The organism is Pelagicoccus sp. SDUM812005, assembly GCF_031127875.1.
In the GTDB taxonomy this organism is placed as follows: domain Bacteria; phylum Verrucomicrobiota; class Verrucomicrobiia; order Opitutales; family Opitutaceae; genus Pelagicoccus.
Map to the genome: position 1 here is coordinate 165617 of NZ_JARXIA010000006.1, position 26515 is coordinate 192131.

The following is a 26515-nucleotide window of genomic DNA, read 5'->3' on the forward strand; positions in this document are numbered from 1 at the left end:
TGCTGGTGGGGAGTTAGCTTTCAGTCGCTTGGTAGTCGCCGCTTTTGCCGCCTGTCTTTTCGAGGAGGCGGATGTCTTCGATGACGATGGCTTTGGAGAGGGCTTTGCACATGTCGTAGAGGGTGAGGGCGGCGCCGCTGGCTGCGGTGAGGGCTTCCATCTCGACGCCGGTCTTGGCGTCGGTCACGGCGGTGGCTCGGACTTCGACGCGGAGTTCGTCGATGGGAGTGATGGTGACGGAGCACTTGGTGAGGGGAAGGGGATGGCAGAGGGGGATGAGCTCGCTGGTCTTCTTGGCGGCTTGGATGCCGGCGAGGATGGCGGTGTGGAAGACGGGGCCTTTCTTGCTCTGCAGTTCCCGGCCGTCGAACTGGGCCATAATTTCAGGCGTGAGCTTGACGAGGGCTCGGGCGGTGGCGGAGCGGCGGGTGACGGACTTTTCGGTCACGTCCACCATGTGCGGCTGGTTTTGGTCGTCGAGGTGGGTGAAGGGGTTCGCGGCGCTCACTGGGTTTTGGATTCTGGGTTCTAGGTTCTGGGTGTCTGGGTTTTGGACTTAGCGGGGCCAGGGGTAGAACTGGAAGGCTTCGCCTTCGGGGAAGACTTTGCGGGATTTGGGGAGCTCGATGAAGCCGTCGGTTTGGGCGACGGAGACGAAGTCGCCGGAGGTGTTGAAGAGTGCGGGCTTGACCCAGAGCTCGCCGCTGGGGCGGTGTTCGGCGATGGCGGGGAGGAAGAGGGTGAGCTCGGGCTTGAAGGTGAGGTCGTGCTCGAGCTTGGCGTAGGCGGGCTGGTTGACGGGCAGGCCTATCCACTTCTCGAGGGCGGGGATGGCGTAGCGGCGCAGGCAGGTGAAGCAGGAGACGGGGTTGCCGGGTAGGGCGAAGACGGGCAGGCGTTTTCCGTCGCGGGAGAATTGCCCGTACCACATCGGTTTGCCGGGGCGTTGGCTGACCCATTGGAAGCGGATGGAGACGCCGAGCTTGGCGAGGGTTTCGGGGATGTAGTCGTATTTTCCTTTGGATACGCCGCCTGCGAGGATGATGGAGTCGCAGCGGGTCATGAGCTCGCGTAGCTGCGTTTCGATTTGCTCGGGGTTGTCGGGGATGTGGACGAGCTCGACGCTGGTGAAGCCGGAGGACTTGAGGGCGGCGGCTAGGGTGATGTCGTTCGAGCGACGGATTTGGTGCGGCTCGGGTATTTGGTCGATGGATACGAGTTCGTCGCCGGTCGGGACGATGGCGATGTGTGGAATCTTGGATACGAGGATCTCCGACTTGCCGACGGAGGCGGCGATGGCGATTTCCTTGGCGGTGACGAGTCGCTGGGGCGAGAGGAGCTCCTTGCCTTGGCTGCAGTCGCTGCCTTGGGGATGGACGGCGGTGTGGTAGTCGAGCTGCAGGCCGTCTGGAAGGAGGGCGGTGTCTTTCTTGATCTCGATGTCTTCGATTTTGACGACGCAGTCGGCGAGGCGGGGCAGGGGGGCGCCGGTCATGATCTCGAGGGCGCTTTTGACGTCGGGCAGCTCTTGCTGGGGCGCTCCGGCGGCGGCGGTGCCGGCGATCTTGAACTTTCGTTGTCCGGTGTTGTAGGAGGAGCTGTTGATGGCGATGCCGTCAAGGGTGGCCCGATCGAAGGGGGGGAGGGCCCGGTCGGCGAGGACGGGCTCGCGAAGGCAGCGTCCGAGCGCAGCCTCGAGGGGCACGTTTTCTGTTTCGGTTTCCCCGATGCTATCGAGGATGAGTTTTTCGGCTTCCTGGACTGTAATCACTAGGGCAGGACAATTCCGATTTTTGCGGCTTGGGCAAATAAATCTGGCGCTTTGCGGAACGAAGCCATCGACAAGGCCTCGGAGCCGTGGGGCTTGAAGATCACGCGCTACGAAATCCGCAACATCGAGCCGCCGCAGAGCGTGAAGGACGCTCTGGAGAAGCAGATGCGGGCGGAGTGCGAGCGTCGGGCGGTGGTTGCCAAGTCGGAGGGTGATCGCGAGGCGAAGGTTAACGTATCGATGGGCGAGAAGCAGGAGGCGATCAACTGGTCGGAAGGCGAGAAGATGAAGCGCATCAACGAGGCGGAAGGTAAGGCTCGCGAGATCGAGCTGGTGGCGAACGCGACGGCGGAAGGACTGAAGAAGGTGGCGGAGGCGATCAGCTTGCCGGGCGGCAAGGACGCGGTGAGCTTGCGGGTGGCGGAGCAGTGGGTGAAGGAATTTGGAAACTTGGCCAAGGAGAACAACACCATGATCATCCCTTCGAACTTGGCCGACATATCCGGAACGGTTGCCGGTTTGACCAAGGTTTTCGAGCAGACGCGGCAGTCCTAGGCGTTTTTGCCCTTCCTAGGGCCGGACGAGCTCGAAGGAGCCAGTGGCGGGGAAGCGCAGGGGAGCGGAGCCGGTGCCGTGCAGGTAGTCGTCGACCCATGCGAAGACGCTTCCCTTGTTTCCGTCGGTGTATCGCAGGTAGTAGGTGATGACCTGGTAGCTTTGGGTGACGACGCGGATTCGGCCTCCGTTGGGCAGCCGGTGGTATTCGTAGCCGAAGATAACTGCGTCTGGCAGGTCGGGCACGCTTACGACGCCGAAGCCGTTGGGGTCGTCTATGTCGTCGAGGTTTTCGTTGAAGCTGAAGGTCCAGGTTTCGCCGCTGAGGGGGTGGTTTGGCAGGGTGGCTTTGAACACGGCGTTGGGTAGCCGCTCCTCGTGGGTGGCGGGGGCCTTCAGGGCGAGGAGTTCGAGGAAGAGCTTATCCTGTGGGCCGAGGTCTATTGCGTGGTCGCCGGTTTCGCTGGCGTTGATAAACGTTTCGGACCAGGCGGCGAGGTCTGCGCTTTGGCGCAGGAGGAGCTTTTCGCCGCTTTGGGTGGGGAACTGGAGGGCGGGGCCGTCTTGGTCGTCGGCGAGCTGGATGCGTTGGTTGGCGGAAGTTACCACGGGGAGCTCGTAGTTTTCGATGGCCCAAGCTTGGGCGGCGGCTCCTTTGCGCACGATGGAGACGGTGTGGATCACGACGTCCTCGAGGGGCTTTTCGTTGGCGTCGACAGCGACGGAGCTGATGGCTTCCAGGACTTCGGAGCCGGATTCGACGACTCCGAAAATGGTGAAATGCCCGTCGAGGAACCCGAGTCCGCTTGAATTCGCGGGTGGCTCCACGGTGAGGTAGAATTGGGATCCGCCGGTATTTTCTCCGATGCCGAAGAATTGGCCCGCTTCCTCGCACTCGAAGCAGTAGTTGTTGGCCATGGCGATGACGTAGGGAATGTTGTGGGTCAGGTTGGGATGCATCTCGTCGGGGATGCGGTAGCCCGGTCCGTTGACTTGGTCGTCGTCCGGATCGGGGTCGCCGGACTGGATGAGGCCGCTTTTGACGACGCGGTGGAAGATCGTCCCGTCGTAGTAGGGGGCTAGCTCGGTGGCTTCGCCGTTTTCGTCGAACTGTGGGATGCGTCCCTCCGCGAGTCCGACGAAGTTGGCGGTGGTGAGCGGGACGCCGTCGTAGGCGAGCTTCACGGCGAACTCGCCCATAGAGGTGTCGAAGACCGCGTATATTCCGTCTTCGGCGGGTTCGAACGCGGTCAAGGTTTGGGCGATGAATGCGAAAAGGGCGTATGCGAGGGGTCTTTTCATGGGTAACGGGCGCGACTGCCGCGCGTGGGGCAATACGTAGACGAGGGGGATTTGGATTCGAGTCAAATGCAGGCGGCGTTTGGCCTTTGTTGCTCTTGATAAAGAATTGCGCCGCGGCCGGGAGAGGCGTTTTCCGCGCGAAATCGAGGTTTCGGGTGGGCCTGAAATAACGCTTAGGGAGTCTCGTTTCTCGGAGTTCGGGTAGAGGCTTGGGGGCTTTTTGCGGACCTTACTGAGGCGACGGCTTTAAAGTTCTAGGTTATTTTGCTAGTTTGTGTGTTTGAGGGCTGGATACGGCCGTTAATAAGGTTTCAAATTCTCAACGATAGGCGCTTATTGCTTATCAAACCCCCTATTTAATTCATTCCTGACCCGATGATTACGCACGGTGGCGAGGTAGAAGCCGCAATCCAGAAGAGCCTTTGGGGGATGGATGAAATAAACTTAATGAGCACAGCCGGTAAAAAGATAGTGAGTGTACTCGTGGTGGATGGCGATCGCCCTTTCCTCGAGGCTGTGCGTGCGGACCCTAGCTTTAACCTTCCGGGGTGGGTGGTACGAGTGGCGACGAGCCGGGAAGAGATGGTGCGCGCCATTGGGGAAGCTCGAGCGGATATTTTCGTGATCGGTGGCGGTCTCTCGGACTGCGGCCCGATCGAGGCCTTGCAGAAGTCGAAGGAGCTGTCGCCGAATTCGCTGCGCTTCTTTGTCTATACCGAAGCGGAGAAGGATTTGCTGGGCAAGACGGTGGGCTTGACGCATCGCCGCGTGGAGAAGCCGGTCACACCGGCTGCCTTGAACCTAGCGGTTCGGCAAGTGCTGGTGACTCATTTGCGGATTCGCAAGCCGGAGGTCGCTGGCATCGTTCGCGACACCAAGGAGCTGCACGTCAATACGCAGCCAATGCAGGAGTTGCTCAAGACGGCTGACAATCCCGAGTGCGAGCTGGAGGACTTGGCTCGCATCATCAGGCAGCATCCGACGGCGGTGGCCACTATTTTGCAGGTAGTGAATACGGCATTTTACGGCACTCCGGGCGATGTGGAGACCATCGAGGAGGCCTTGCAGATTCTGGGCATGGACTTCGTGCGCAATCTGGCGATCACGGAGCTGGCCAAGAAGCAGCTGCGTCTGCGTCCCGGCCTGCACGAGCTTGCCAACTCTATCCTCCAGCATTCGATCGAAACCAGCCAGTACGGCCTGCGGATGCGTCAGTACGTGAAGAACCTGCGGTTGATCCAGCAGATCAGCAGCATCGCGCTCCTGCACGATCTCGGTAAGCTGGTGCTGCTGGCTGCCAAGGGGAACGACTATGCGGACCTGATGGGGCAGTCGGTGGATTCGAATACGCCGTGCTGGAAGCTGGAGCGCGAGGCGTACAAGTGCGACCATGCGGCGGTGGGAGGCTTTCTCTTCGCCATGTGGGGCTTGCCGGAGGTGATCGTGCGGGCGGTGACCTGGCACCATCAGCCGGAGAAGGTGGGCGAGAAGGATTTTTGCGCGACGTCCCTGCTGCACTTCGCCAACTACGCTGCCCATTCGAACCAGGGCGTGTCCTGCTATTGTGGGGACAGGCTCAATGAGGACTTAGCCGTGAGGCTCGGCCTGTCTCCAGATTTTGCCTACGACTTCGAGTAGTCGGGTTTCGATTTAAAAAGCCGCGAATCCTAGGATCGCGGCTTTTGACTTTTGAATTGCTTTGGCTTGTCCGAGCTATGCGAGCGAGCGCATCTTTTCGACGCATTCCTTGAGGGCGGGAACTGGATTTTCGGGATCGGCTTCGTATTCAAGAATGCTGACACCGGAGTACTGTTGCCTTTCGAGCTCCGCTAGCAGGCCTTTCAAGTCTAGGTTGCCATCGCCTACAACGGTATCCTTCCACTGGCCGTTCCGTTCGAAGACGAAGTCCTTGAAGTGGATGCCGTAGAGCTGTCCGGCGTATTTCTGGGCCCATTCGATCGGCTTTCCGTCCTTGGGGCCGATTTGCATGGCCCATGCGGTATCCATGCAGAGACCGATTTGCGGAGTGCCGAGGCCGATGAGCAGCTCCAGCACGTCGGGCTGGCCGCCGAACATGTAGCCGCCGTGGCAGTGGATGCCGACCTTGATGCCGTACTTGTCGCTCCAGGACTTCACTTGGCTGATGGCTTGGTTGAAGGTGCCGACTTGGAAGTGGGCGGAAATGTGCTTGGCTCCGGCGGCTGCGGCGCACTCGAAGTAGGACTCTTGGTCGGGGTTGCCGGTGAAGGTTTGCACGCCGATGGATACGATGGAGATGCCGGCGTCGTCGTAGATCTTGATGTCTTCCTTCCAGCTGGCGACGTCGTCGAAGTTGGCGTGCACGGCACAGACTTCGATCTTGTCGAGGCCGATGTCGCGAACCTTGGAGGCGACGTCGGCGTTGTCCTTGAATTCGCGGAAGCAATAGCTCTGAACGGCGAGGTTGTTTAGGATGCTCATTTCGGGTGGTGCTGGGTTTGGTTTTGCGGGTTTAAAGGTCTACGGACTTGCCGGTGCGGGTGGACTCCGCCACGGCGTCGAGGATCTTCTGCACGACGAGCGCTTCTTGCGCGGTGACCAGAAGGGGTTCGTCGTGGAGGAGGTGGTTCACGAAATTGTGGAATCGGTCGCAGTGTTCCAAGGCAGGCTTGGCGGCGACGTTTTCGATGACCTGGTAGTCGGCATTGTGCGGGTCGCTGCGTTTGTAGAGCTTCGCTGGATACAGGCTGGCTCCCATTTCGGTGCCGAACAGCTCGACATCCATTCGGTTGGCGTCGGCGATATGGGCCGCCCAGGAAACCTCGAGGCAGACGGTGGCGCCGTTGCGCATCTTGATCATGGCGGAGGCGAGGTCGTCGACGTCGAAGGTGGATTCCGTGGCGTCCGAGATGCCCCAGCCTCCTTCGCCCAGCCCTCGATTGCCGAACTTGGTGTAGGTCGTGCCAAATACGGATACGGGCTCGAAGTTGTCCATGGCGTGCAGGCAAAGGTCGAGCAGGTGCACGCCGATGTCGTTGATGGCTCCGGCTCCGGCGAGGGCCTTGTTGCCAAACCAGGTTCCGAGCTTGGGAATGCCTTCGCGGCGGAACCAATAGGCCTTGGCGTAATAGATTTCGCCGAGGGCGCCGGTTTTGGCGATGGCCTTGATCTTTTGCGAGTCTTCGTTGAATCGCTGGTTCATGCCCACCGTGAAGACCCGTCCCGTTTCCTTGGATACGCGGATGACCTCCTCCGCTTCCGCGGCGCTCATCGCGAAGGGCTTTTCGAGCAGGACGTGCTTGCCGGCCCTCATGGCGTCGATGGCGAGGGCGGCGTGAAACTTGTTGGGAACCGCGATGTAGACGGCGTCGATGTCGGGGCGGGCGAAAAGCTCGCTCGATTCGGTGTAGCGGTGCGTGATGTCAAATTTGTCTGCTAGCTCGTCCGCCCGGGCTTTGTTGAGGTCCTGTGTCGCGACGAGCCGCGCGTGCTCGTGCTTGAGGAGGGACTCCGCGCTGAAATGGGAGATCTTACCTGAACCGATGAATCCGAATCGTACTTCTTTCATATTTTGAGGGTGTTTTCAGAAAGGGGGTTGTGTTGTAGGTTTGGGGAAGTAGAGGGAGGCAGCAATTCGATAGGACATCAAAAAAGTAGGATTGTGTTTCAAAAAGCGCGTCTTTTTATGGGGAGATGGAATCAAGTGAGCTGGCTGGGAATGCGGAGCTGAGGTCGGTGGTCCACTACCATCAAATGCCGGGTACGCAGCCGAGCCCGCATCCCGTGGTGGAGGGGTGGCAGATCGTGGAGGTGGTGACCAGCGGCCGTGGCTGGGTGATGCATGGAGGCGACTGGGTAGAGGTGAGGCCGGGGGCCCTGCTATGGCATGTGGAGGGCGATCAGACGATCGGGAAGAGCGACCCGCAGGAGCCCTACAGCTGCTTCGCGATCCGAATCCAAGGGGTTTCGGGGGAACGGCCGGTGCCGCATTTGTCCTCGTGGCCGGAAGTGGGCGAGGTGGTTTCCTTGGCGGAGGAGACGATTCGAATGTTTTTGGATGAACAGTTCGATCGCAAGGTATTGCTGGAATACCTGTATTCGAAACTAAGGTACGAATCTCAGTTGTACGAGCATCGCAGGGAAGTGGCTGGCGTGCCGGAGCCCTTGCGCTTGGTTCGTTCGCTCATCGAATCGCGCTACGCGGAGCCCTTGAAGGTCGAGGCTCTCGCGAGCGCGGCGGGTTGGAGCGTCCCGCACTTGCACGAGCGCTTCCGGTCCGTTTTTGGAACCTCGCCTCGCCAGATGATATTGGACTGTCGCCTGCGCTCCGCCCGGGAGCAGCTGGTAGGCACGGGGTATTCGATCAAGGAGGTCGCGGCCAATACCGGCTTCACGCACAGCTCTGCATTCTGCAGCGCCTTCCGCAAGGCAACCGGCATGTCGCCCAAGGCCTACCGCGACGCGTATTATTTCGGCTGAGGCTGGGGAACGTATGACTTGAAGGCGGAACGATTGACGAGATAGAGGGTGACTAAGGCTATTATAAGGAACAGCGCGAATCTGGAGTCGATATAGCTCACCATTGAGTCGATTAGTTCGGTTCCTTGGGAGGCATATCGAAGGACATTGAGAGCGGGATAGTCACCGAAGAACAAATAGTATATGGTCATTGTTGCATAGTATATGCCGATAGCGGTTGCTATTGAGTTCCCCAAGACCCATTTCATCCAGCGATTTTTCACTTTCGCAATGGGCGCCAGCGCTAAGGCTGCGATGGCTATCGAAAGGATATTCGCGCCTAGTTTATTGGGACCTGATTCGAAGAGGGAAGTCCAAATAAATTCGTTGGCGACCACGAAAGCGAGAAGAGTCCAATATAGTCCGTATCTCTTGTGGACGTGCCGAGACCCTAGGAAAGCAAGCAGATAAGATAGGAGTAGCATGAGGCATAATGAGCTCGGGAATTCTAAAAGCACGAGCAGGACTAGGATGACGCTCGATAGGCGCAGACCGGACCGAGCCACACCCGCCTTTTGATTTCCGGCTAGAAAGAAAAGTAAAAAAGGAAGGGCCGAGGCGGCGCTACAGATGAGGAGGTAAGTCCAGAATGGGATAACGTAGGACGTTTTTAGGTTGGTTTCAGGGGGCGGGTACCATTGGACTCCGTCCCAAACATATCCGAGGCGCCGCTGGATTGTTCCCGATCGGTTGAGTTGGAAGGGGATGGCTTTGATATGGTGTGATCGCGTTGACTCGTTTTCTATGACGATACGAACATTGTCGTCTCTTTTCCCGCCTTCTTGGTAGAAGGCCTCAACTGATGCTTTGTGCCGATAGGGTAAATCGGATTCTTTCGTGCTTTGGAACCAGTGAAACGAGTAGACTTTCGCTTGCTGAGGCAGCAGTGTAGGGAAATAGGAAACGAGAGTTTTAAAGGATTCGCTCTGTTCTGCACCAGTGATCTTGAGGGTCGGTAATTCGATGTCGGGGTATTTATTGTCTGCCCAGTACTCATGCTCCTTAACGTAATTAAATTTTATGTAGAACTCGCTTTGTCGCAGGGGGATTTGCAGTCGTTGCAGAGTGTATTTATAGTCGAATCGGGCGGTTCGTTCGGAGCCAGTCTGGCTGAATTCGCTTCGATCCCCGTCGAGAAGCAAGAGGTTTCCGGACGTCGAGTAGGTTTGGAATGACAATTTTACTCCAGGATCCAGTTCCTGTTTCGTTGTGTAGTCTCCGCTGAAGTTGAACGCTCCCGTTTTCAGATCCTGAACGATCGTTCCATTAATAGTTATTTTAGGAGATCGGTAGTGGATATCGGCCCTGTTTTGAGTGCCGTGTGCCTTTAATTCGATTGTGCGAACAAAGGCTTCGCTTGGTGGAATTTGACCTGTTGTAGGGCTGAGGAGGAGGTGCGCTAGGAGGTAGCCGAAGAAGTAATGGATTAGGGATATTCTCATCGTTCTTCATTTTTAAGATGGTCTGGCCGTAGTAGGGCCATCCTAGTCAGTGTTGACGCGTCGAATTCGGTTCTGGTTCGTGTTAGTTTTCCGGATCTGAGACTGAGGAATTCATTGTTAGGAGTTAGGGTGGGACGCTGAGAGGCGAGCGAGTTTCCTGAAAAAGAGTAAGGGACAGGGATGCCGAGCTCCTGGAGGGCAATTACGGGTAAGTCTTGTAGCCCGGCAATTTTTCTTATCCGTCTCGGAGGAGTCTCGAGGCCGTATATTATCAATGGTATCGAGTCGGCATAAACCTGTCGGGATTGAATTGATACGACATCACTGACCTCCTTCCGAATGGCGCTGTCATGGTCGCTGTAGATCGCAATTATTGAGTTGTTTAGGGCTCCATCGCGTTCGAGTATTTCGAAAAAGTCCTGAATCGATTTGTCTACATATCTAAGAGATTCGATATGGTCTATTGCTATGTCGCCGCTTGGGTGTCCGATTGATTCGGATACGTGATCGTAAGGATGGTGGTTTGTTAGGAGAATGATGTGGGCGAAAACAGGGCGTTTGGAGTCTGATATTTTCTGGGCTGCTTGCCTGAGGATGGATCTATCGGAGATTCCCCAGCCTATGGTGTCGCTATCGTCCAGGTCGTCTCTGAAAAATGATTCGGAATAGCCGAGGGCGTGGTGAGAGGCTTCCCGGTTCCAGAAATGTCCGTCGAATCCGTGGATTGAAAAAGTATAGTAGCCGTGAGCGTTAAGGATGCGCGGGAGGGAGGGCACTTTTGAAAGGTCGTAGTTTCTGTAGACGGGAGTGCCGCTGATAGGCGGAAGGGACGTTAACGCAAGGAACTCGCCATCGGTAGTTCGACCGGAAGACGTATTGTCGATCGTATTTTCGAAATAGCAGGTTTGATTGCGGAGTTCGTGCAGGAAGGGCATGAGCGGGGCATCTTGGTAGGTGGCATCGATGCTAAGGCCGTCCACTGATTCCATCTGGATATATATCAGGTTCTTCCGAGATTGTATTTCGGTAATCGAGCCATTGGCCTCTTTCACTCTGGTTAGGAACTTCCGATAGGGAGCAGTGGATTGGGATGCTAGGGATCGTTCTTCGAGCCAATGTTTAGAAGCGAGGGCTAGCTCGTTGATCAGGTAGCCGCTGAATCCGATTTCTCCAACCACATGGCGGCTGAGGTTTCTCTCGCCGATGAGGCCCCAGTCCGTGAACACGATCGCGTGCGTAAGCACGATTGCTAGGCATGCGAATAGCCAGATGCGAAAAGGGTTTAGGGTGCGTCGGGGATTGGATTCTTTTTCAGGGTTTTGAGGCACGTTCCACCATTTTCAGGGGAAGGGTAAAAGTTACAAGTTTTTTGCTTTCCCGCGAGGAAGGGCTACCTAGTTTTCGGCAAAGATGCTCCGTTGTTGCCCCTATTTGGCGGAAAGCTCAAATTCGCAATCGTGCGGAACCTATTGCTTGTAACAGTTGAGGTTTTTTGGTCGTCTGCCGCTCTCTAATGGAAAAGCAAGAATGTGCAGGACCTATTTTTTCGAAAAGGATCGTAGTTACGCTACTGTTCGTTGCGATGGTATCCAGAGTCCTTGTTTTCGGTACGTTCGGTTTTTTGGATTACATCGATAGGGAGGAACGCTCCAGCGGGTTTGGCGAGCAGTTGGATTCGTATCTGAAGAAATGGGATACGGGATGGTACATACCGATCGCTAGGGAGGGGTATGCGGTCGGGCAGGGCGTCATCGATTCGGGGCAGAGTCGCTACGCGTTCTACCCGGTAGTTCCCTTTGCCGTTCGGTTCGTTGCCTGGACTACGGGGTTGAAGGTATCGATTGCTGGCGTGCTTCTGTCGAATCTAGCCTTTATCGGGAGCATCTTCCTGTTTTACCGGTTTTGCAGGTTGAGAGGTGCGTCGCAGGATTGCTCCTTGTGGGCGTGCCTGTTGCTTGCCTTTTGTCCTCATGGATTTGTTTTTTCAGCCTTCTATACGGAAAGCGTTTTTCTGTTCATCTCGTTGCTGGTCGTGAATCTTATCGCTTCGGAATGTTTTGTCTTAGGGGGCTTGGCTGGTGCGATCCTTACGGCGACTAGAGCGAACGGCTTGTTTGTGGGGATCTATTTTTTATGGAGCTGGATTTCATCGCTTTGGTCTGGTCGTCGTGCTGGCAAGTCGCTTTGGCAATCGCTTCTGGATAATGATCGGGTTTTGTTGGGGGGAGCCTTGGTTCCGCTGGGGCTGTTCCTGTTTTGGTGGTATTGCTTTGAGAGTACGGGTGATGCGTTCGCACAATTGAATTCACTGAGCGAAGGGTGGGGCCGCCATTCGGTCGCACCTTGGAGCAACGCCTGGATATTGCTTACGTCCGAAAGCTATGCCAACCGTTTCCTGGTACTTTGGGTATTGTTTCTGGGGATTGGCGCGATCGTGCTCTGCGTGCGAAGGATGTATTCGGATTTTGTATTCTGCGTGCTTAATCTTGGTCTGTTTTTGTCGGGTAGCTTGTCGCAATCGATGTTGCGCTATGCGATTGTGTTGTTTCCGATCTATTTGGGGTTTGCGCTTTTGCTTGAGCGACGACCTGCGTTCCTTGCGGTTTTGCTTTCGATTTTCGCTGTGACTAACACCCTTTTGATTTATGCTTGGTATTCGGGGGATGTTTTGGGGATCTGATCAGATGGTTGTCGTTAAGTATCTTTCTTTGTGCGCTGTGTTAGGGCTAGGTGGCTTCTACTTAGGTTCCCTATATGTTTTCGAGGAGCGGAGTGAAAACTTCGTGGTTGCGAATCGTCTGGAGTCATTTTCCGGAAATCGAATTTTGGCGCCATTTCAAATCGACTTCTCCAAGGGAGGTAACTCGGAGCCACACAAGTTGTTTGGCTGGTCCTATTCAGAGCGGCAGGGCGCTTGGACTCGTTCGAAGAAGGTGTGCGTGGGGATTTTTTTCGCTGAGCCGGATTGGGGACGCGAGGTTACACTCGATTTTGATTTTTGGGGTGTCAACTATGCTGAGGATGAAGGGCGGCGGCTGACGGTTATGGTGCAAGTGAATGGGGACGAGGCTGAGCCTTGGGTGTTTGCGCGAGGGGAGAGTTCCGCGAAGTCATTAAGGGCTAAGGTTCCTGAAACGGGCGAAGCCTTAATGGTGTGGCTTTTTCTTGAGGGGATTAAGTCTCCTGCGGAAAAGGGGAGTGGAGGCGATCGGAGATTGCTGGGACTGGGGTGTTCAAAAATTGAGGTAAATCGAGTCAGTTTGAGTGAGGAGACGACGGAGAATGAAGTCTGAGCAGGATTGTGAAATCAGTTTGTCGATCGTGGTGCCTTGCTATAACGAGGAGGGCATCCTGGAGGAGTTGCTAGAGCGGGTGCAGAGGGTCGCTGGCGAAGTTGCAGGAGGTGGTTTTGAACTGATACTTGTAGACGATGGTTCCAAGGATAGGACATGGGAAATCGTAGAGTCCATGGGGGCTCGCCATGATTGGGTGAAGGGCTTGCGGCTATCTCGAAATTTCGGTCATCAATGCGCTTTGACTGCGGGGTTGGAGATTGCTCGGGGTGAGTGTGTTTTTATCATAGATGCGGACTTGCAGGATCCGCCTGAGTTGCTGAAGCCGATGTTCGACAGGCTTCAGGAGGGGTTCGATGTCGTTTATGGGCAACGCGAGTCGCGTGAAGGTGAATCTTGGTTCAAGCTTGCGACGGCGGATGCGTTTTATCGTTTAATGGAAAAGCTTTCGGATACTCGGATTCCGCGCGACGCTGGGGACTTCCGCCTTATCCGACGCTGTGTCTTGGAGGCGTATCTGAGTATGCCGGAGAGACATCGATTCGTTCGCGGCATGATTGCTTGGGCTGGGTTCAGGCAGGTGGCCTTTCCCTACGCTCGCGCCGCGAGGAAGACGGGTGAAACGAACTATCCTTTGTCGAAAATGCTTCGTTTGGCGGTGGATGCCATAACGGGATTTTCCATCGTGCCTTTACGTTTCTGCGGGATTCTCGGATTGCTCTCGATTTTCGTTTCTTTCTGTCTTCTGGTTTACGTGGGGCTATCCTATTTCGTATTTGGTTCTACTCGGGGCTGGGCTAGCATAGCGGCGATCGTAACGTTTTTCGGGAGCGTGCAGTTGATCTCCCTGTCCTTGATTGGCGAATACATTGGTCGCAGCTTCATGGAACTGAAGCGTCGCCCGATCTACTTCGTGAGCGAGTCGGTGAACTCCGACTCGAATAGTACGAAATTAGGTTTGTAGGCCTTTTCCAACACGGTGTGCTTTAGTTTGAGTGCTCCAGGAGGAGCATGCGGAATTCTAGGGTTTGGGGTGGGGCGTTGCCGGTGGTTTTTAATTCCACGGTGACGGGGCCGGGGTGGAGCTCGAGGGTCCCGAGGGCGAGGGGGGCGAAGTCTTTGACGTAGGATTCGCCGTTTTGGGTGCGGTCGACGCGGTCGCGTTCCCTGCCGTAGGCAGGGGGCGTGTGGGCTTTCTGGATCGGAGCGGAGGTTTGTTGTCCGGCGGCGGCGAGCGTGATGGTGGTGCCGATGGCGGATGGGGGCGCGGTGTAGAGCAGGGTGGCTCGGTAGGCGCCGGCTTGGCCGACGTGGGCGTGGAAGGTGATGCGGTCGGCGTCGCTGGTCCAGTCGGTTAGATAGGAGCAGTTGGGCCATTTGGCGGAGCGCTTGATGTTGCCGCTCCATTGGGCGTCGCGGGCGGGAAGCTGGGTGACGGCGAGTCCGGCGTAGCCGATGGTGAGGGGGCGTTGTGGGTTGACGGCGTCGGGAGTGAGAAGGGCTTCTTTCCAGTTCGTGGCGGCGGCTTGGAGGGCGGCGGCTAGATCGGGCTTGCTTGGGGCGAGGTCGTGGAGCTGCCCGCGGTCGGTGGGGATGTGGTAGAGGCGTCCGGCGGAGTCGAGGCGGTAGTCTTGGCTGCGGGCGCTGACTTGGCCGCTCCAGTAGGAGTAGAGGAGGCGTTGGGGCGCTTGCCAGTCGGGCCTTCCTTGCAGGGCGGGAGCGAGGCTGATGCCGTCGAGCGGTTGCTTGGGGGTGTGGGGTATCTTGGCGAGTTGGACGAGGGTGGGGAGGAGGTCGATGGAGCCGGCGATGGTTTCGATGGTGGTGGCGGCTGGGATGGCTTGGGGGTAGCGGATGAAGAGGGGCGAGCGGACGCCGCCTTCGTCGGTGGAGCCTTTCTTGCCGCGCATGGCGCTGTTGTAGCGGTCGCCGTTGGGGCCGTTGTCGGTGAAGTAGACTACGATGGTGTTTTCTTCGATATCCAGTTCGCGGATACGGGCGAAGATGCGGGCTACGTTTTGGTCGATGTTTTCAACCATGGCGAGGGAGGCGCGGGTGTGCTGGTGGTCTTCCTTTTGCGGTTCGGTGGCGAGGGAGGTGAGCTTTTTGCCTTGGAAGCGGGCCCAGTCCTCGTCGGTGGTTTGCATGGGGGAGTGGGGCGTGGGCAGGGCGAGGTAGGTGAAGGAGGGGCGGCCGCGCTTTTGCTGCTCTTCGATGAATTCGAGTGCGGCGGAGGTGAGGGTGTCGGGGAGGTAGCCGGAGCTGGCGACCATGCGGCCGTTGTGGTCGAGCTGGGCGTCGAAGTAGCTGCCCCAGTGTCCGGAGGTGAAGCCGTAGTATTCGTCGAAGCCGCGGGTGTTGGGATGGTAGGGGGCTTGGGTTCCGTTGTGCCACTTGCCGAAGGCGCCGGTGGCGTAGCCGGCGTCGCGGAAGACTTCGGAGATGAGCTGTTCGTCAGCGTCGATGCGTTCGCCGCCGGCTCCGGTCGAGTAGACGCCGCTGCGCGGGTAGTAGCGGCCGGTGAGAAATTCGGCGCGGGTGGGGGAGCAGACGGGCTGGACGTAGAAGTTTTCGAACTGGGCGCCTTCGGCGGCGAGGCGGTCGAGGGCGGGCGTATCGAGGTTTTGGTTACCGTGGAGGGAGAGATCTCCCCAGCCTTGGTCGTCGGCGAGGATGACGAGCACGTGGGGGTGTTCGCTGCTGGGAGCGGCGGAGTGCGTGCATGGGGAAGCGTGGAGAGCGAGGAGGGCGAGGAGTGCGAAGAGTGGGCGCATGCGGGGGAGCTAGGTTTGGGGTGGGGCTGGGGCAAGGCCGCGCCTGCACTTGCCTAGGAGTAGCCGAGCTTTTGGCGGGTGGCGGCGACGCGGGGGATGCCTTTGACTCTCTCGAGGATGTCGAGGGAGGACTGGGGGATGGGGTTGGCCTGGACCTTGAGGGACTTGATTTTGTCGCCGCCGTCGTCGGAGCCCCACTTCCATTCGTAGTCTTTGGGCGGCGGGTAGGAGTCGACGCCTTCGCTGCGTTCGGAGCCGAGGAAGGCGAAGATTTTTTCGGTCCAGTGGATGGGGTCGCTGACGAGGTCTTCGTAGCGGACCCAGAAGTTTCGTTGGCCGTCGTCGGGGAAGCGGGAGAGGAGGCTGTCGTAGGACTTGGACCAGTAGTTGGCGAGCCAGCGGTCGATGGGGCCTTCGGGCATGAGGGGCTCGATCTTGCGGAAGACCATTTTGCGCAGGGAGGCGACGTTGGTGTGCACGTCGCGGGTGAGGATGAGGTGTCGGGTGTCGGGGACGTTGGGGAGCTTGGGGTAGCGGCTGGCGTCGTTGAACCAGGAGGGGCGCTTGAGCACGATGATGCGTTCGTCGCAGAGGGCGTGGATTTTTTCGAGGGCGTCGGCGGACTGGTATTTGGTGAAGTTGACTTCGGGCAGGCTGGAGATGTCGGGGGCGGCGGACATGAGGGCCTTGAGCAGGGTGGAGCCGGAGCGCATGGTGCTGAGCTCGATGGCGATGGTTCTGGGCGCGGTGCTGGGTCCTGGCTTCTGGGTCATGGGAGAGAGATGGAAGTTCTTCGTTGGTCGCTTAGGGGTGATGGGGAATGGGGCGGTGGGAGCCAAGGTTTTTTGCGGTCGGGGCGGGGCTGGGGTAAAAAAGCTTTCCTTGGGTTGCCAGCGGGATAGGGTTCGGGCTCTTTTTTATCATGCCAAACTCACAGTCACCCATTACGAACGTGTTGGCGGAGCGTTACGCTTCTCCTGCGATGAAGGCAATTTGGTCGCCCGAGGGGCGTATCCTGATCGAGCGCGATTACTGGATCGCGGTGATGAAGGGCCAACGCGAGCTGGGCTTGAACATCCCGGTCAAGGCGATCAAGGCCTACGAGAAGGTGAAGGGGAACATCGACCTCGCTTCCATCGACGCTCGGGAGCGGGTCTGCCTGCACGACGTGAAGGCGCGTATCGACGAGTTTTCGGCCTTGGCTGGCTACGAGTACATCCACGTGGGCATGACGAGCCGCGACTTGACGGAGAACGTGGAGCAGCTGCAGGTGCTGCGTGCCTTGGAGCTGGTGCGCACGAAGGTGGTCGCGGCGCTGAACAAGATTTCCGAGCGGGCGGTGGAGTATCGCACCTTGATGATCACCGGTCGCACGCACAACGTGCCGGCTCAGGCGACGACGATGGGCAAGCGCTTGGCGATGGGCGGGCAGGAGCTTTTGATCGCGATCGACCGCTTGCACGACTTGATCGAGCGCTATCCTGCTCGTGGCCTGAAGGGCGCGGTGGGTACGCAGCTCGACCAGCAGACCCTTTTCGAGGGCGACGCCAAGAAGGTGCTGCAGCTCGAGGAGAAGATCGTCGAGCACCTCGGTTTCAAGAAGTCGCTCAAGAACGTGGGGCAGGTTTATCCGCGTAGTTTGGATTTGGATACCGTTACGGCTCTCGAGCAGGTCTCCTCGGCCGCTGCCAACATGACGAATACGATTCGTTTGATGGCGGGGCAGGGCTTGATGACGGAAGGTTTCTTGAAGGGGCAGGTCGGTTCTTCGGCGATGCCGCACAAGGTGAATTGCCGCAGCAGCGAGCGCGTGCATGGTTTTTGTACCCTTCTCAAGGGCTACGCGGCGATGGCTTCCGGTCTGGTCGGTGACCAGTGGAACGAGGGCGACGTCTCTTGCTCGGTGGTACGTCGCGTGATGCTGCCGGACTCCTTTTACGCGATCGACGGTTTGCTCGAGGCGTACATCACGGTGCTCGGCAACATGGGAGTATTCGAGGAGGCGATCGCGGCGGAAAACGCGGTGCAGCTGCCGTTCCTGGCGACGACTTCCATTCTGATGGAGAGCGTGAAGGCCGGGGCGGGCCGCGAGGTGGCCCACGAGGCGATCAAGGAAGCGGCCTTGGAGGCGAGCAAGTTTATCCGTCAGGGACGCGGGCAGGAGGCGGACTTGATCGGCCTGCTTGCCAAGGACGATCGTATTCCGCTCGGCCTGAAGGAGCTGGAGGCGATCATCGGCAACTCGAAGCGTTTCATCGGCGCCGCTCCGCAGCAGGTCGACCAGTTCAAGCGCGAGGTTGCCAAGTGGGTGAAGAAGTTCCCCGAGGCGACCAAGGTAAAGCCCGGGCGCATGCTCTAGCCCGTAGGTTGATTTTCGATACAGTTAAGGCCACCTTTTGCAGGGTGGCCTTTTTCGTGGGCGAATGGGGTAGGTCCTGCCTTGCGCTGAGCTAGCGGACGTAGGCGTAAATTGGATACCGTTTTAGGATATCGTTTTCGTCTTGTTCGCTGACGAGCAGGAAGGTGTCGCGGGATTTGACGTCGAGAGATTTTGGGGTGAGCTTGACGGTGTATTTGAGCCCTTCGGTAACGGTTTCGATCTCGTAGTCGAACTGGGCCGGTTGGTCGGCGTCCTTGCGGGCGAGGCCGCTGAGCGTCATGGGGGATCTCTCGTGGAAGGTGATTTCGATGGTTTGGGTGCTGGCTTCGGCGCCGAGCTTCCAGAAGCGTACGCGGGGGGCGAGGGTGACGGGCACGGGGATATCGACTTCGAGCTTCAGCTCGTAGGTGTCTTGGCTTCCTTCGGCGTTTTCGGTCACGACGGTGATGAGCTTGCGCTGCTTGCCTTGGCGGGAGCCGATGGTGAAGATGGCGTTGAGCTCGCCGCTTTCGCCGGGTTCGTAAACCTTTTTGCTAAGGGTGGGCACGGTGCAACCGCAGGAGGCGGAGGTCTCGAGGATGGTGACAGGGGTGTCGCCGGTGTTGGTGAAGGGGTAGGTGGCTTCCACGGATTCGTCGCCGAATTCGGTCTCGAAGCTTTGCGTTTCGGTCGCCCACTCGAGGGAGGCGGTCCAAGCGAGGGCGGGGGCGGCGAGGCCGCACAGGAAGGCGGCTAGAAGCCGGCGGACGGGGGCGGGGAGCGTACAAGATCGAGTTGAAATCATGTTGGCTAGGATGATCGGTTTCCGTCGGAAAAGTTCAATCCTTCTTTCGGCGGGGCGGGGGCTGGGTGGATGGGAGGAATTTCGCGCGGCTGCGCTTTTGCGGAGAATTTGAGTTGTGTGGAGGTGGGGGAGGGGTTGTGCTGCGCGACTTATGAGCAGCTTTTCCAGACCAGACGGGCGCGCCTGCGACGCCTTGCGCGAGATATCTTTCCAAGCCGATTTTGCGGCGAATGCCACCGGGTCTGTGCTGGTGAGCTTTGGGGACACCAAGGTGATTTGCGGTGCGATGCTGGAAAAGCGAGTCCCCGGCTGGATGCGGGCTCAGAACGTTTCGGGCGGCTGGTTGACGGCCGAGTACTCGATGCTGCCGTACAGCACCTTGGATCGGAAGCAGCGGGACGCGAGCCGAGGCAAGCAGGACGGGCGCGGGGTGGAGATCCAGCGCTTGATCGGGCGTTCCTTGCGAGCGGTGATCGATTTGCAAAAGCTGCCTGGGCATACGCTCTGGGTGGATTGCGACGTCTTGCAGGCGGATGGCGGCACCCGTACGGCTTCTATTACAGGAGCGTACTTGGCGGCGCGGCTAGCGGTGCAGAAGCTGATCGACGCGGGGACTTTGAAGGAAAATCCGTTCAGCGATTCGATCGCGGCGGTCAGCGTGGGCATCTACGAAGGGCAGCCAGTTTTGGATCTTCCCTACATCGAGGATCGCGACGCGAGCGTGGACTTCAACGTGGTGATGACGGGAAAGGGCGAGTTCGTCGAGCTGCAGGGCACGGGCGAGGAAGCAACCTTTTCGGAAGACGAGCTGGCGAAACTGATCGGCTTGGCGAAGAAGGGAATCAAGGAATTGTCCGCTATGCAGGCAAGTTTCCTGACCCAACGCTTGCTGGGCGACCTGAAGCTCTAGGCTTTCGGCTTTTTTATTTCTGCTAACGGGAAGGGCGCCTGCCTGCGAAGCGGCCCTCTTTCCATGAATATCCTTCGTCTGGGGCCTGAATATCCCTAATTCGCGGAGCTTGGGACTTACGCATTTCTTTGTTTTGGGCAGTTGGGGTGTTGATTAACAAGTGAGAAGCGTTTTTGCTCTGCTCGCTAATTTTCCAGCACAGGCTATGAATATTCACGAATACCAGGCGAAGAAACTATTTGAAGAATATGGCATCCCTTGTCCAAAGGGTGCCGCGACAAGTTCGAGCGAGGAGTTCGAATCTTGCATCGACAGTTTAGGTGAAGGCCTGGTTGTCGTGAAATCGCAAATACACGCGGGCGGTCGCGGCAAGGGAACGTTCACCGACGGTTTCAAGGGAGGCGTCAAGCTTGCCAAGACCAAGGAGGAGGCGATCGAGTACGCGAACAAGATGCTCGGCAACACGCTAGTCACCATCCAGACCGGCGAAGCGGGTCGCAAGGTGCAGACCATCTACTTCACGGAAGGGGCTGACATCAAGAAGGAGTACTACCTCGCCATCCTGCTCGACCGCGCGACGTCCCGTCCTGTGATCGTGGCCTCCACTGAAGGCGGCATGGACATCGAGACGGTTGCCGAGGAAACGCCCGAGCGCATCTTCAAGGTCTTCATCGATCCTGCTTACGGGCTGGCGGACTTCCAGCTCCGCGAGCTCGTGACCAAGCTCGGTCTCAGCAAGCTCGAGTCCAAGAACGCGGCCAAGCTCATCCGCAATCTCTATACTATGTTCTGGGAAAAGGACGCGGACATGATCGAGATCAATCCGCTCATCACGACGGAGGCGGAAGACGTGCTCGCTCTGGACGCGAAGGTCAGTTTCGACTCCAACGCCCTTTACCGCCACCCTGAGATCCAGGCCCTGCGCGACCTGAACGAGGAGGACCCGAAGGAAATCGAGGCCTCCAAGTACGACCTTTCCTATATCGCTCTCGACGGTTCGATCGCCTGTTTGGTAAACGGAGCGGGCTTGGCGATGTCGACCATGGACATCATCCAGCACTTCGGCGGCAGCCCGGCTAACTTCCTCGACGTAGGCGGCGGCGCTTCCAAAGAGCAGGTGATCGCGGCGTTCAAGATCATCTTGGGCGACCCCAACGTGAAGGGAATCTTCGTCAACATCTTCGGCGGCATCATGGACTGCGACGTTATCGCTAACGGTATCGTGGAAGCGGTGAAGGAAGTCGGTCTCGAGCTGCCGCTGGTAGTTCGCCTCGAAGGCAACAACGTCGTAGCGGGTCGCAAGACGCTCGATAGCTCCGGCCTCACGATCGTAACTGGAGACAGCATGGCGGACGCCGCGCAAAAGATCGCTAACCTCGTCGCCTAACAACTGCCGACCTCAACACCATTTAAGATATGTCCATTCTCATCACACCCGAGACTAAGATCATCATCCAAGGCATTACCGGCGAGTTCGGCGCGCGTCACGCGCGTCTTTCGCTCGACTACGGTACGCAGGTTGCAGCTGGCGTGACGCCAGGCAAGGGCGGCCAAGTCTTCGAGCACGACGGCAAGAGCGTGCCCATCTACAACTCCGTGAAGGACGCTGTCGAAGCGACTGGCGCGACTGTATCCGTAATCTTCGTACCGCCTCCATTCGCGGCTGACGCGATCCTCGAGTGCGTCGACGCGGAGGTCGATCTCGCGGTCGCGATCACGGAAGGCATTCCGGTCCGCGACATGGTTCGCGTGAAGCGGGCGATGGCTGGCAGCAAGACGCGTTTGGTCGGTCCGAATTGCCCAGGCCTCGTAAGCCCAGGCGAAGGGGAAGACTCGAAGGGCGGCTGCCGCATCGGCATCGCTCCTGGCTACATTCACAAGAAGGGCCACGTGGGCGTGGTTTCGCGATCCGGCACTTTGACCTACGAAGCGGTTTACCAGCTCACGGTTAAGGACATCGGTCAGTCCACTTGCGTGGGTATCGGCGGCGACCCGGTCAACGGAACTTCGCACCTCGACGTGATCAAGCTCTTCAACGAAGACCCGGACACGCATGGCATCATCCTCATCGGCGAAATCGGCGGAAACGCGGAAGTCGAAGCGGCTCGCTGGATCAAGGAGAACTGCAGCAAGCCGGTTGCCGGATTCATCGCTGGTGCGACTGCTCCTCCAGGCCGTCGCATGGGCCACGCCGGCGCGATCGTCGGCGGCGCGGAAGATACCGCGGAAGCGAAGATCAAGGTCTTCAAGGAGTGCGGTATCGAAGTTGCGGATACGCCATCCGACATGGCCGACGCCTTGCTTCGCGCCGCGAAGGCCAAGGGCGTAACGCTCAGCTAAGCGAGCGCTCGCGTTTGAAATTTGAGGACGCCCCTGAGAGGGGGCGTCCTTTTTTGTTTAATCGTGTAGGGCTGTCGCTTGCGACAAGCCGCGATGGAGGGTCAACTGGCGGTAGGGATCGGCAGGTGCGCGATCGTCAGCCGCGGTGGTTGATAAATTCGAGTTCGTGGATTGGATATTTCCTATGGGATCCAAGTTGCGCATTCGTAATACGCAGGCGTTGCGACGCGGTCGGGTATCCGTGCCGAATGCCCGCTATTTTGTGACTGTTTGTACGAGGGATCGAGCTCCAGTGCTTTGTTCGGATGAGGTTTGGCTCAGCCTTGTCCAGCAGTGGGAGAATCAGGAGTTGGAAGGGGATATGTCACTTCATTGCATGGTCCTTATGCCGGACCATCTGCATGTCGTGTTTCGCTTAGGGGCGCGTCTCAAGCTGGGGCAGGTTGTTGGAAAGTTTAAAAGCAAAGCGACCTGCTTGGTAGAGTGGCAAGAGGACTTTTTTGATCACAGATTAGGTTCAGATGAACCGGAAGAGCCCTATGCGTTTTATTTGTTTATGAATCCGAATCCCTATCGCTCTGATCTGCTTGGGTTGGATAGCAGGTGGAAATTCTGGAAGAAAGGGGCACGCATCAAATATGAGTTTGAGGAGGCCGTGGGGGAATGCGGGGCGCTGCCTACGCGGTGGGTCGCTGAGAGCGAGAAGGTGCGAGCTTGTTTTGAAGTGGAGTAGTGGGCGGCTGTCGGGCAACGCGGCGTGTCGCAAGCGACAGCCCTACTGGTTGACTCGGTTGCGTTGCGTTGTAGGGTAGGTGCGTATGGCCCACCCCAGCAAAAATATAGTTTTCTTCGATGGGGTTTGTGGGTTTTGCAATAAGTCGGTGGACTTTTTGCTGAGGGTGGATGGGCGGAGGACGCTTTTCTTCTCGCCGATCCAAGGGGAGACGGCGAAGCGGATCTTGCCGGCTGAGCGTCGGGAAAATGTGGATACGATCTCGTTCTTCGATGGAACGCAGCTTTTCTATCGTACCACGGCGCTGCTGAAGATCGCCAAGGCCCTGGGGGGCGTTTGGCTGGTCTTTTATCCGTTGATCGTGGTGCCGGCGACGTGGCGGGACCTGGCTTACGATTGGGTCGCCAGGCGTCGCTACCGCTGGTTCGGGAAACGGGATGCCTGCCGCATGCCTAGCCCGCAGGAACGGGCTAGGTTTTTGGATTGAGGGGTGGTAGCGCGGAGCCTTAGCCGGTGGTGCGGAGGCCGGCGGCGATGGCGTTGATGCTTTGCAAGACGTTGCGCAGGTTTTCTTCGGAGCCTGACTTGCGCCAGCCGGCGAGGAGCTCGATCTGCTGGGCGTGCAGGAGGTCGAGCCACTTGTCGCGGGCGTGCAGGGTCTTGTAGAAACGGGGGCGTCGCTTTTCGAGCGGGCCGTTGAGGAGCTCGGCGAGGGTTTCGCGGGTCGCTTTGCGCTCGTCGTTGATGAGCTTCATGAAGCGGTCGCGTATCGAGTCGTCGACTACAAGCTTGGCGTAGGATTCCATGACGGAACGGTTGGCGCTTTCGACGCTGGTCTCTACGTTGTAGAGTACGTAGCGAAGGAAGGGCCAGGTCTTGGCGCTGTTCTTGAGCGCTGCGAAGAGTTCTGGCTTCTGGTTCTTGAGGGCTGCGATGGAGCTGCCGACTCCGTACCAGCCGGGCATGTAGAAGCGGGATTGGTTCCAGCTGAAGACCCAAGGGATGGCCCGCAGGTCCTTGAGGCTGGGCTTGCCGCTGCGGCGCGAGGGGCGGGAGCCGATGCGGCTTTGCTCGAGCGCGTCGATGGGGGTGGCGGTGCGGTAGAAGGTGAGGAAATCGTCTTCCAGCAGGAGGCCGCGGTAGGTTTTGGCGCTGTATTCGGAAAGGAAGGACATGGCTTCCGCGAGTTCCGGCGTAGGCGTGTTGGGGCTGTCGGCGAGCTGGGAGCCGACGGAGCCGGCCACGAGCAGCTCGAGGTTGCGGGCTGCGGTGAGGAAGTTGCCGTACTTTTGGGCGATGATTTCGCCTTGCTCGGTGACGCGCGACCCGGGGGCGAGGGAGCCGACGGGGAGGGCTTCGAGGAAGCGGTGGGTGGGGCCGGCTCCGCGGGAGACGGTGCCGCCGCGTCCGTGGAAGAAGCGGATCTTGACGCCGTGTTTTTCGCCGAGGGCGATGAGGCGGGTCTGGGCGTTGTAGAGGCCCCACTGGCTGGCGATGATGCCGGAGTCCTTGTTGGAGTCCGAGTAGCCGAGCATGGCTTCTTGTACCAGCGGCTCCTTGGGGCAAGGGGTGGGGACGCCGTAGTTGGCGAAGCCTTCGTCGAGGGCCCGTTGCTGCCAGGGGAGGCTGGCTTGGGTGACGGGGTGGGCGAGGAAGGCGTCCATGATGGCCTCGGAGTTTTCGAGGTCGTCGAGGGTTTCGAAGAGGGGGGAGATGGGGACGAGGCAGATGTTGCCTTTGTCCGTCATGCGGGTGAGTCCGGCTTCGCGGCAGAGGGTGTAGAGGACGAGCAGGTCGGAGAGGGAGCGGGTCATGCTGATGATGAGCTGCCCGACTCCAGCGCGTCCGTAGTCGCGGATTTGGTTGGCGACTTCCTTGAGGGCGCCGACGGCTTCGCGGACTTCGAGGTCCATGTGCTCGTGGTCTTGGGCGAAGGGGCGGGCTCGGGTGAGCTCTTCGGAGAGGAAGGCGACTCGCTTTTCTTCGGGCCAGTCGGGGAAGTTGGCTCCGTCCTCGACGCCGGCCGCTACGAGGAGCTGGGCCATGGCGCGGTCGTGGTAGCCGGAGTTTTGCCGGATATCGAGGGCTGCCATGTGGAAGCCGAAGGTATCGAGGAAGCGGATGATGGGGAGGACGTAGAGGTTGGCGAGGCGCTTGGCTCCTGCGTCGTTGAGCGACTGTTGCAGGAGCTTGAGGTCGGCGCTGACTTCGCTGGGCTGGGCGTAGCCTTTCTTGGCTTTCTTGCCGCGGGGGAGGCGGTCGCGGACGAGTTCGGCGAAGCGTTTCCAGGGCTCTTCGATTTTGCTGGGGTCCTCGCACTTGGGGTCGAGCTCGGCGATGCGTTCGAGCAGGTAGGCGGGCGGGGACTGGAAGAGTTGGGAGAGGGCCATGTCCTTGCTGAGCTGCTTGAGCTTGCGGGCAAGGGTGTCGAGGGCGGCGGTCCGCAGCTGGGCGAAGGTTTCCGCAGTGACGTCGGCGGTGACGAAGGGGTGTCCGTCGCGGTCGCCGCCGACCCAGCTGCCGAGGTGGAAGCGTGGGTAGGAGTTGGCGTCGGATTCGTCCCACTGGATGCCGGCTTGGGCCATGGCGGCGCGGAAGCGGGCGTCGGAGATCTCGATGGCGACGGGGAATTTCTGGGTGAGGTAGTTGAGGATATTGTCGCGTTCGGAGGCGACGTCGGGCTTTTCGACGAGGATTTCGCCGGAGCGCCAGATCAGCTCGATGATGGCCTTGATGCGGTCGCGGAACTCGCCGAGCTCGATGGGGGTGTACATGTTGTTCTCCAGCTCGACGAGCAGCTCGTAGAGCTTGCGGTGGGCGGCGAGCACGGAGGGGCGCTTGGCTTCGGTGGGGTGTCCGGTGAGGACGGGGTGCACGCTAGAGCGGCGGATGGTTTCGAAGAGCTCGCCCTTGGAGGGGGTGGTCTCGGCGATGCGCTTGAGCCAGTAGCCCCAGGAGCCGGTGTCGGAGTCGGTCTGGCCTTCGGCTTCGAGGCGGCGGCCGGCTTGGTTGGCGGCGTTTTCCTCGACCAGATTCATGATCTGGAAGGCGATGGAAAGGACCTGGGCGGTCTTTTCGGCTGGGACCTGTTTGGCCTGCGGATCTTCGCGCACGAGCAGCGGGGAGAGTTCGGCTTCCCCGATTTCCTCCAGCACTTCGCGAGCGCAGGTGAGTAGCAGATCGATGTCCCGGTCCACTTTTTCGAGGCCGGTGTTTATTTGTTGTTCGAAGGATGGCATGGCTTGGTGTGGCGCGATAGATTCTAGGGAGATCGGTTTGGGGCAAGCGAAAGCGTGCGTACATGCAAAAGCCTCGCCAATTTAATGCATGGCGAGGCTTTTGTTTAAAAAAGATGGGCGTTTCAGCTCAGGAGGGCCTTGTATTTGGGGGCGTTGCCGATCATGACGACGACCACGAGCGCGACGAAGAGGCCGGCGGGAAGGATGTTGGCGGGGTCGAGCGTGAGGTGGAACATGAAGGCGCTGTAGGCGAGCGGGGCGAGCAGCACGGTGGCGAGCCCGACTCCTTTGTTGGCGGCGAGCAGGGCGGCGCTGGCGATGTAGAGGATGCCGAGGGTGGGCCAGACGAAGGAGCTGGCGATGGCGCCCATGAAGGTGGCGGCTTGGCCGGAGAGTTCCGGGGCGGGCATGAAGCCGAGGAACTTGTTGAGGCCGAAGACGAGCATCATGAGGGCGAGAAGGTAGCGGGCGGCGAGCGTGAGTTTTGACATGGTG

23 protein-coding genes and 1 pseudogene are annotated in these 26515 nt (G+C 58.7%); 12 read left to right on the forward strand and 12 right to left on the reverse strand.

The genetic code is table 11. From position 1 onward, the window contains the following. Window positions 1-13: 13 nt before the first annotated feature. Both moaC and QEH57_RS09355 read right to left on the reverse strand, forming a co-directional pair. Complete coding sequence (moaC, locus tag QEH57_RS09350) at window positions 14-508, reverse strand: cyclic pyranopterin monophosphate synthase MoaC (RefSeq protein WP_309006461.1); 495 nt, start codon at window positions 506-508, stop codon at window positions 14-16. 48 nt (window positions 509-556) lie between these two features. After that, a complete protein-coding gene (locus QEH57_RS09355) occupies window positions 557-1771 on the reverse strand; it encodes a molybdopterin molybdotransferase MoeA (protein ID WP_309006462.1) in 1215 nt (404 codons plus the stop codon). A 63-nt stretch (window positions 1772-1834) separates the two neighbouring features. On the opposite strand from QEH57_RS09355, the pseudogene QEH57_RS09360 reads away from it, so the two are divergent. After that, window positions 1835-2326, forward strand: a pseudogene (locus QEH57_RS09360) (band-7 C-terminal domain-containing protein); the annotation flags it as partial. A gap of 15 nt (window positions 2327-2341) precedes the next feature. Here QEH57_RS09360 and QEH57_RS09365 read toward each other — a convergent pair. Then, the gene (locus QEH57_RS09365) at window positions 2342-3628 is read right to left on the reverse strand and encodes a peptidylprolyl isomerase (RefSeq protein WP_309006464.1); all 1287 of its coding nucleotides are present in this window, start codon (window positions 3626-3628) and stop codon (window positions 2342-2344) included. A 447-nt stretch (window positions 3629-4075) separates the two neighbouring features. Here QEH57_RS09365 and QEH57_RS09370 point away from each other — a divergent pair, with 447 nt between their 5' ends. Beyond that, window positions 4076-5266 (forward strand): HDOD domain-containing protein, encoded by a 1191-nt coding sequence (locus tag QEH57_RS09370; protein ID WP_309006465.1) that lies wholly within the window; start codon window positions 4076-4078, stop codon window positions 5264-5266. A gap of 75 nt (window positions 5267-5341) precedes the next feature. On the opposite strand, the gene QEH57_RS09375 is transcribed toward QEH57_RS09370, so the two are convergent. Continuing rightward, window positions 5342-6088, reverse strand: coding sequence for a sugar phosphate isomerase/epimerase (locus QEH57_RS09375; protein WP_309006466.1), 747 nt, complete (start codon window positions 6086-6088; stop codon window positions 5342-5344). Window positions 6089-6119: 31 nt separating this feature from the next. Beyond that, window positions 6120-7175: a Gfo/Idh/MocA family oxidoreductase gene (locus QEH57_RS09380; RefSeq protein WP_309006467.1), complete on the reverse strand. Its 1056-nt coding sequence runs from the start codon at window positions 7173-7175 to the stop codon at window positions 6120-6122. A gap of 125 nt (window positions 7176-7300) precedes the next feature. Between QEH57_RS09380 and QEH57_RS09385 the strand changes: the two genes are divergently transcribed. Continuing rightward, window positions 7301-8086 (forward strand): AraC family transcriptional regulator, encoded by a 786-nt coding sequence (locus QEH57_RS09385; RefSeq protein ID WP_309006468.1) that lies wholly within the window; start codon window positions 7301-7303, stop codon window positions 8084-8086. Here the strand turns inward: QEH57_RS09385 and QEH57_RS09390 are convergent. Continuing rightward, the gene (locus tag QEH57_RS09390; protein WP_309006469.1) at window positions 8074-9567 is read right to left on the reverse strand and encodes a hypothetical protein; all 1494 of its coding nucleotides are present in this window, start codon (window positions 9565-9567) and stop codon (window positions 8074-8076) included. The genes QEH57_RS09385 and QEH57_RS09390 overlap by 13 nt on opposite strands. Beyond that, complete coding sequence (locus tag QEH57_RS09395) at window positions 9564-10811, reverse strand: LTA synthase family protein (RefSeq protein WP_309006470.1); 1248 nt, start codon at window positions 10809-10811, stop codon at window positions 9564-9566. Before QEH57_RS09395 ends, QEH57_RS09390 begins: the two co-directional genes overlap by 4 nt. Before the next feature lie 269 nt (window positions 10812-11080). Between QEH57_RS09395 and QEH57_RS09400 the strand changes: the two genes are divergently transcribed. Genes QEH57_RS09400 through QEH57_RS09410 form a run of 3 tightly spaced genes read left to right on the forward strand, consistent with a single transcriptional unit; the run spans window position 11081 to window position 13824 of the window. Then, entirely contained in the window at window positions 11081-12247 is a 1167-nt protein-coding gene (locus tag QEH57_RS09400; protein WP_309006471.1) for a mannosyltransferase family protein, read from the forward strand. Window positions 12248-12251: 4 nt separating this feature from the next. Beyond that, the gene (locus QEH57_RS09405; protein WP_309006472.1) at window positions 12252-12860 is read left to right on the forward strand and encodes a hypothetical protein; all 609 of its coding nucleotides are present in this window, start codon (window positions 12252-12254) and stop codon (window positions 12858-12860) included. Further along, the gene (locus tag QEH57_RS09410; protein WP_309006473.1) at window positions 12850-13824 is read left to right on the forward strand and encodes a glycosyltransferase family 2 protein; all 975 of its coding nucleotides are present in this window, start codon (window positions 12850-12852) and stop codon (window positions 13822-13824) included. Before QEH57_RS09405 ends, QEH57_RS09410 begins: the two co-directional genes overlap by 11 nt. A 22-nt stretch (window positions 13825-13846) precedes the next feature. Here QEH57_RS09410 and QEH57_RS09415 read toward each other — a convergent pair whose 3' ends face one another. Then, window positions 13847-15634 carry an arylsulfatase gene (locus tag QEH57_RS09415; protein ID WP_309006474.1) on the reverse strand — a complete coding sequence of 596 codons (1788 nt, stop codon included), beginning with the start codon at window positions 15632-15634 and terminating at the stop codon, window positions 13847-13849. 53 nt (window positions 15635-15687) lie between these two features. Next, window positions 15688-16407: a sulfotransferase gene (locus QEH57_RS09420; RefSeq protein WP_309006475.1), complete on the reverse strand. Its 720-nt coding sequence runs from the start codon at window positions 16405-16407 to the stop codon at window positions 15688-15690. A 149-nt stretch (window positions 16408-16556) separates the two neighbouring features. Between QEH57_RS09420 and purB the strand changes: the two genes are divergently transcribed. Then, a complete protein-coding gene (gene purB / locus QEH57_RS09425; RefSeq protein ID WP_309006476.1) occupies window positions 16557-17993 on the forward strand; it encodes an adenylosuccinate lyase in 1437 nt (478 codons plus the stop codon). 91 nt (window positions 17994-18084) lie between these two features. Here purB and QEH57_RS09430 read toward each other — a convergent pair whose 3' ends face one another. Next, on the reverse strand, window positions 18085-18798 hold the full coding sequence (locus tag QEH57_RS09430; protein WP_309006477.1) for a DUF1573 domain-containing protein: 714 nt from the start codon (window positions 18796-18798) through the stop codon (window positions 18085-18087). 151 nt (window positions 18799-18949) lie between these two features. Between QEH57_RS09430 and rph the strand changes: the two genes are divergently transcribed. The 5 genes from rph (at window position 18950) to QEH57_RS09455 (ending at window position 23268) form a co-directional block, all read left to right on the forward strand. Further along, on the forward strand, window positions 18950-19708 hold the full coding sequence (gene rph, locus QEH57_RS09435; RefSeq protein ID WP_309006478.1) for a ribonuclease PH: 759 nt from the start codon (window positions 18950-18952) through the stop codon (window positions 19706-19708). A gap of 205 nt (window positions 19709-19913) precedes the next feature. Then, entirely contained in the window at window positions 19914-21095 is a 1182-nt protein-coding gene (gene sucC, locus QEH57_RS09440) for an ADP-forming succinate--CoA ligase subunit beta (RefSeq protein ID WP_309006479.1), read from the forward strand. A gap of 29 nt (window positions 21096-21124) precedes the next feature. Further along, on the forward strand, window positions 21125-22048 hold the full coding sequence (gene sucD, locus QEH57_RS09445; RefSeq protein WP_309006480.1) for a succinate--CoA ligase subunit alpha: 924 nt from the start codon (window positions 21125-21127) through the stop codon (window positions 22046-22048). A 145-nt stretch (window positions 22049-22193) separates the two neighbouring features. Beyond that, window positions 22194-22781, forward strand: a complete 588-nt coding sequence (locus tag QEH57_RS09450) for a transposase (RefSeq protein ID WP_309006481.1) — start codon at window positions 22194-22196, stop codon at window positions 22779-22781. Window positions 22782-22866: 85 nt separating this feature from the next. Further along, window positions 22867-23268 (forward strand): DCC1-like thiol-disulfide oxidoreductase family protein, encoded by a 402-nt coding sequence (locus QEH57_RS09455; RefSeq protein WP_309006482.1) that lies wholly within the window; start codon window positions 22867-22869, stop codon window positions 23266-23268. Between the two features lie 19 nt (window positions 23269-23287). Here the strand turns inward: QEH57_RS09455 and QEH57_RS09460 are convergent, their stop codons facing one another. Together QEH57_RS09460 and QEH57_RS09465 are read right to left on the reverse strand one after the other, a co-directional pair. Further along, complete coding sequence (locus tag QEH57_RS09460) at window positions 23288-26020, reverse strand: phosphoenolpyruvate carboxylase (RefSeq protein WP_309006483.1); 2733 nt, start codon at window positions 26018-26020, stop codon at window positions 23288-23290. Between the two features lie 122 nt (window positions 26021-26142). Beyond that, complete coding sequence (locus QEH57_RS09465) at window positions 26143-26511, reverse strand: hypothetical protein (RefSeq protein WP_309006484.1); 369 nt, start codon at window positions 26509-26511, stop codon at window positions 26143-26145. Between the last annotated feature and the right edge of the window lie 4 nt (window positions 26512-26515).

Bases quoted from the DNA above. Each gene is read 5' to 3' on its own strand.
- purB (WP_309006476.1), top strand. From the start codon at position 16,557: ATGCCAAACTCACAGTCACCCATTACGAACGTGTTGGCGGAGCGTTAC.
- QEH57_RS09370 (WP_309006465.1), top strand. From the start codon at position 4,076: ATGAGCACAGCCGGTAAAAAGATAGTGAGTGTACTCGTGGTGGATGGC.
- QEH57_RS09365 (WP_309006464.1), bottom strand. From the start codon at position 3,628: ATGAAAAGACCCCTCGCATACGCCCTTTTCGCATTCATCGCCCAAACC.
- sucC (WP_309006479.1), top strand. From the start codon at position 19,914: ATGAATATTCACGAATACCAGGCGAAGAAACTATTTGAAGAATATGGC.
- QEH57_RS09400 (WP_309006471.1), top strand. From the start codon at position 11,081: ATGGAAAAGCAAGAATGTGCAGGACCTATTTTTTCGAAAAGGATCGTA.
- QEH57_RS09375 (WP_309006466.1), bottom strand. From the start codon at position 6,088: ATGAGCATCCTAAACAACCTCGCCGTTCAGAGCTATTGCTTCCGCGAA.
- QEH57_RS09385 (WP_309006468.1), top strand. From the start codon at position 7,301: ATGGAATCAAGTGAGCTGGCTGGGAATGCGGAGCTGAGGTCGGTGGTC.
- rph (WP_309006478.1), top strand. From the start codon at position 18,950: ATGAGCAGCTTTTCCAGACCAGACGGGCGCGCCTGCGACGCCTTGCGC.
- QEH57_RS09465 (WP_309006484.1), bottom strand. From the start codon at position 26,511: ATGTCAAAACTCACGCTCGCCGCCCGCTACCTTCTCGCCCTCATGATG.
- QEH57_RS09410 (WP_309006473.1), top strand. From the start codon at position 12,850: ATGAAGTCTGAGCAGGATTGTGAAATCAGTTTGTCGATCGTGGTGCCT.
- QEH57_RS09420 (WP_309006475.1), bottom strand. From the start codon at position 16,407: ATGACCCAGAAGCCAGGACCCAGCACCGCGCCCAGAACCATCGCCATC.
- QEH57_RS09460 (WP_309006483.1), bottom strand. From the start codon at position 26,020: ATGCCATCCTTCGAACAACAAATAAACACCGGCCTCGAAAAAGTGGAC.
- QEH57_RS09415 (WP_309006474.1), bottom strand. From the start codon at position 15,634: ATGCGCCCACTCTTCGCACTCCTCGCCCTCCTCGCTCTCCACGCTTCC.
- QEH57_RS09390 (WP_309006469.1), bottom strand. From the start codon at position 9,567: ATGAGAATATCCCTAATCCATTACTTCTTCGGCTACCTCCTAGCGCAC.
- QEH57_RS09380 (WP_309006467.1), bottom strand. From the start codon at position 7,175: ATGAAAGAAGTACGATTCGGATTCATCGGTTCAGGTAAGATCTCCCAT.
- sucD (WP_309006480.1), top strand. From the start codon at position 21,125: ATGTCCATTCTCATCACACCCGAGACTAAGATCATCATCCAAGGCATT.
- QEH57_RS09430 (WP_309006477.1), bottom strand. From the start codon at position 18,798: ATGATTTCAACTCGATCTTGTACGCTCCCCGCCCCCGTCCGCCGGCTT.
- QEH57_RS09455 (WP_309006482.1), top strand. From the start codon at position 22,867: ATGGCCCACCCCAGCAAAAATATAGTTTTCTTCGATGGGGTTTGTGGG.
- QEH57_RS09405 (WP_309006472.1), top strand. From the start codon at position 12,252: ATGGTTGTCGTTAAGTATCTTTCTTTGTGCGCTGTGTTAGGGCTAGGT.